This window comes from Aminobacter sp. P4_H6_2 (assembly GCF_056400805.1).
Genome location: NZ_JBFUKO010000440.1, coordinates 1 through 4,617, shown reverse-complemented (window position 1 = coordinate 4,617; position 4,617 = coordinate 1). Strand labels below are relative to the sequence as shown.

Here is a 4,617-nt window from a genome sequence, read left to right as displayed (position 1 = left end):
GCTTCAGGGTCTTCATCGTAGATCCGCTCCCAATCTACCCTGAGGTCATCGAGCTTGCCCGGCTCGGTGATGACGTCGATCTGCATGCTTTCCCCCACGCGTTGGCTTGACCTCGCTCACCGCTCCATGAATGCGCGCGACATGGAGTCTGCGATCGGCTTGGTCAGATATCTGAAGAAGGTCCGCTCTTCGGTCTGAACCAGCACCTCGGCAGGCATGCCAGGCGTGGGCGTGAAATTATGTACGCGTGCGATTTCGCTCATCGGCAGGCTGATGCGGGCGACATAGATTTCGCGCGGCGCTGGCCCCGAATTGTCGGGGAGGGCATCGGCGGAGACATAGATCACTTGGCCGTTGAGGACCGGGGTGGTGCGTCGGTTGAGGGCAGAAAGCCGCACCGCCGCACTCTGGCCGACGCGAACGTTGTCGATGTCGGAGCGGGAAATGAGCGCTTCGATCACGAGCGGCACCTCGGACGGCAGGATCTCCAGGATCGGCTTGCCGCTTTCGATGACACCCCCTGAGGTGTGGTAATACATGCGCACGATGGTGCCGGCCACCGGCGCGTTGATGGTGACGCGATTCAGCACGCTTTGAGCCTGACGGAGTTGTTCGCGAACGGTATCCAGATCGCCCTCAAGGTTCTGTAGCTGGTCGAGTGCTGCCTGCTTGTAGGCGTCTTCGGCCTGCTGGATCTGCTGTTCGAGTTTGATGATCTCGGCGCCGGTCTCAGAGACTTCGGCTGCTAACCGGCCGATCTGGCCTTCGGCATCGGCCATGGCGCGCTGGATCGACTTGAGTTCGGTCGCCCGGAGAAGGCCCTTGTCGGCCAGGGTCTTCTTGCCGGCGTACTCCTCCTTCATCAGTTCCAGTTGTCTTTGGACCGCGTTGTGCTGCTGCTGATAGCCCTCGGCTCGGAAGCGGAAGGCGGAGATGTTTTGTTGCAGCAAGCCGATCTCGCTCTGGAGTTTGTTGCGCGCGCCTTCGAAGTTCAATTTCTGGCTATCGACGATCGGCTTGATCTCAGGGTCGTCGATGTTGTCGGTGACGTCCTTCGGATACGAAATCTCGGGGGAGCGGGTGACCTCGGCAGTCAGGCGCGCAGCGATGGCATCCAGGCGCACCTGGCGCAGGAACAATTGTCGCTCCGTCGCCTTTGCCGCTGTCTCGTCGAGGCGGATCAATGGCTGGTCGTAGCGGACGTGATCGCCTTCGCTGACCAACAGTTCCTTGATGATGCCGCCTTCCAGATGCTGGACGATCTTGTTTTGTCCTGAAGCCACGAATGAGCCCTGCGCAATGATTGCCGCGGCGAGCGGGGCGGTGAACGCCCAGGTGCCGAAGCCGCCGAAGGTGAGGGCGATGAGCAGCAGGCCGACCTGGGTTTGCTTGGTGATCGAGCGCGGCACGTCTGCGTACCATTCGAGATCATGAACCTTTACGATTGCCGAGTCGCTCATTGCATTGCCCGCCTATTGGATCTGATGGCCGAAGGAACCGCCTTCAATGCTCAGGCCGCGCTGGGCGAGAGCCTGGAGGACGTCCTGCCGAGCGCCAAACAACGCCACCGTGCCGTTGACCAGCAGCAGGATCTTGTCGACGCTCTGCAGCAGTGCCGGCCGCTGGGTAATGGTGATGACGGTGATCTTGTTTTCCTTGGCGTGCTGGAGCGCCCGCGCAAGGGCGACGTCGCCGGCCGCATCGARATTGGAGTTCGGCTCGTCCAGCACGACCATGCGGGGGTTGCCGAAGAAGGCGCGAGCGAGCGCGATACGCTGCTTCTGGCCGCCTGATAACGGGGCTCCGTCGGCGGCGACAAATGTCTCGTAGCCATGCGGCAAGGTGGCGATCATCTCATGCACGTCTGCGAGTTGGGCTGCCTGGTAGATTTCGGCGTCGGTGGCATCGTCGCGCATACGGGCGATGTTGGCCTTGATCGAAGCAGGGAACAGCTGGACGTCTTGCGGCAGGTAGCCGATGTTTTCGCCGAACTGGCGCTGATCCCAGTTGCGCAGGTCCATCAGGTCGAGGCGGACGTTACCCGAAGTCGGCAGGATCGACCCGACCAGCATCTTGCCGAGCGTGGTCTTGCCGGCGCCCGAATTGCCGATGACGGCCAGGGAATCTCCCGGCGCCAGCGCGAAAGTGATGCCGTTGAGCACCACCCGCTTGGTGCCTTGCGGCACAAACAGCAGCCGCTCGACATCCAGACGCCCTTCGGGGCGCGGCAGGTTGAGCCGCTCGAAATTGAGCGGGGATGACTGGAGAAGACTGGCGATGCGGCCATAGGCGGCGCGCGACTGGATGACCTGGTTCCAGCCTTCGATGGCACCTTCGATCGGGCCGAGCGCACGGCTGGCGATGATCGATGCGGCAATAACCATGCCGCCGCTGAGATGGCCATCGAGCGCCAGATGGGCACCCCAGCCAAGCATCGCGATCTGGGTGAGCAAGCGGGTTGCCTTGGAAGCGGAGGCAAAGGCGATGTTGCGGTCCTGGGCGATAACCTGGGCACGCAGCGAACTCGCCGTGTCCTTGCCCCAGATGCGGACCGCTTCGGGGATCATCGCAAGCGCGTTGATGATCTGCGAGTTCCGGGACATTGAGTCGAGGTGCAGATTGGCCTTGCTCTGGAATGAGTTGGCCTCGCTGAATGGCGCTTCGGTCGAACGCTGGTTGATGATGGTGATGACCAGAAGGATCAATGAAGTCGTCACGACGATGAAGCCGAGATGTGGGTGCACCATGAACACGGCGAGGACGAAGAGTGGCGCCAGCGGCGCATCGAGCAGCGTCAGCAGCGTGCCTGAAACCAGGAAAGAGCGGAGTTGCTGGAGATCGCTCAGGGTCTGGTATTCGCGGCCGTTCGAGTGCAGCGCCGCGCGGGCGGCAGCACTCAGGATCGGCGCGCCAAGCTGGGCTGCGACCTCGACGGCGGTGCGCATCAAGATCAAACGACGGATGGCGTCGAAGATGGTCTGGAGCACCACTGCGCYGACAATCACGATCGTCAGCATGATCAGGGTATCGACTGAGCGGCTGGTCAGCACGCGGTCGGAAATCTGGAAGAGATAGAGAGGTATCGCCAGGACAAGGACGTTGGAGGCCAAGGTGAACAGCATGACGATCAAAAGGTTGCGCTTGACGACTTTGAGGCCTGTTTTGAGCGAGGCGGAAAAATCGACGGGTCCCAGGCGCTTGTGAAAGACGCCCCCGCCACCTCCGCCGCCCCCGCCCCCGCCATCGATGTTGCCTCCGGTCGGTCCGTTGGTGTCGGGCAGCTTTTCCCTGGCTTTGATCGGTCCGTTGTCGGCGTCGATCACCTTGCCGACCGGTGTTGCGGGCTTGCCCTTCATCTCGGTCTTGGCTTGTGGCTCGGCAACGCGCATTTCGGGAGGAGGGGTTTTTTCTGGTGCGGCCTGTGTCTCGCGTGCCGGCTCGACGGGTATTGGGCGGGGCGGAACAGGGCCCTGCCGATCCGCGACCGGAGTCTCGGAAATTGCGCGCTGGGCCGGTTGAGGCTGGGATGGCGGTACGACTTCAGCAGGAGGCGGGGAGGCGCCTTGTGCTGAAATGCTCCGCTCGGCAGATGTCACGATTGGCGCGGCGGCCGACGGGCGCGCCGGCGGTGTGTGCGGACTGGCAGTGTCGGCGAGAGGCTCGGAGGCCGGGACGACGACATCAGCTTGTGGGTGCGCCGTTGCGGCTTCAGCCCTATTGTCGGCTGCCTCGTGCAATTCGCCGATGACGTTGTCGATGTAGCGTTCGAGGCGGTCGAGGGCCTCTTCCTGGGACGCGACGGCACTCGACAATCTCTCTTTGTCTTCCTGTACGGGCTTGGCCTGCACTGGCTTCGGACGCGGCTGGGGGCTTTCCCCCAGGTAGTCGTCATCCGGCGCGTTGTGGAAGACGCTCCAACCCTGCTCGCGGTCGTCAGTCATGTTGTAATCCTTTGAAGGGCTTAGCCCAGCATGTGCTGCATGACGTCGGCCGATGCGGAATCGGCGGGTTGTGGTGTGATGTGGTCGTTGATGTGAGGCGCGCTGCTTGTGTCGCCGGTACTGTCGGTCAGGAAGGCCACGGCCTCGTTGACGAGAATGTCGGGGTTCTGGGCCCCCATGTCAGGGGCGCTCGAAACGAGATTGGCCTGGATCAGGATTTCATCGGAGTAGTGGTCGCCGCCGACATAGATTTTGTTGGCGCCGTCGACGTCGACGATGGTCGCGTGGTTGACCAGCTGATTGCCACCTGTGGCGATCGTCCAGTCGGCATTGGGATCCGGAGCGATCTTATTCATCGCCAGAGCTATCTGGTCGCTGTCGCCCATGATCGTCGTCTGGTTGATGTATTGCAGATTGTAGATGTCGCCGGAAATGTAGAGCACGCGCAGCAGTCCAGAGCCGGCGAATGCAGGATCCTGGAGGATAGATTCCGACAAGTTCTTGTTGCCGGCGGCAAGATCGTCATTCGCCTGCTTATAGGCGTCAGGTAGCGCCTGGTGTTGGCCGGTGCCGACATTGATGATGTTTGCCTGGTTCCAGGTCAGGTTGCCAGCGGTTGCGACCGAGCCATGGCCTGTCGTTTCAAAGCCTGAGACGGCTCCGATTGTGTCATTGT

At 61.9% G+C, this 4,617-nt stretch carries 2 protein-coding genes and 1 pseudogene; all 3 read right to left on the bottom strand.

Translation table 11 applies throughout. The features are described 5' to 3' along the window. Positions 1 to 116 precede the first annotated feature (116 nt). The gene (locus AC1DUU_RS23785) at positions 117 to 1,460 is read right to left on the bottom strand and encodes an HlyD family type I secretion periplasmic adaptor subunit (RefSeq protein WP_476785845.1); all 1,344 of its coding nucleotides are present in this window, start codon (positions 1,458 to 1,460) and stop codon (positions 117 to 119) included. A gap of 12 nt (positions 1,461 to 1,472) precedes the next feature. Next, positions 1,473 to 3,941 (bottom strand): type I secretion system permease/ATPase, encoded by a 2,469-nt coding sequence (locus tag AC1DUU_RS23780; RefSeq protein WP_476785844.1) that lies wholly within the window; start codon positions 3,939 to 3,941, stop codon positions 1,473 to 1,475. Positions 3,942 to 3,961: 20 nt separating this feature from the next. Then, a pseudogene (locus AC1DUU_RS23775) lies at positions 3,962 to 4,617 on the bottom strand (type I secretion protein); the annotation flags it as partial.

Excerpts from the sequence above, each read along its gene's own strand:
- AC1DUU_RS23785 (WP_476785845.1), bottom strand. The coding sequence starts at position 1,460 with ATGAGCGACTCGGCAATCGTAAAGGTTCATGATCTCGAATGGTACGCA.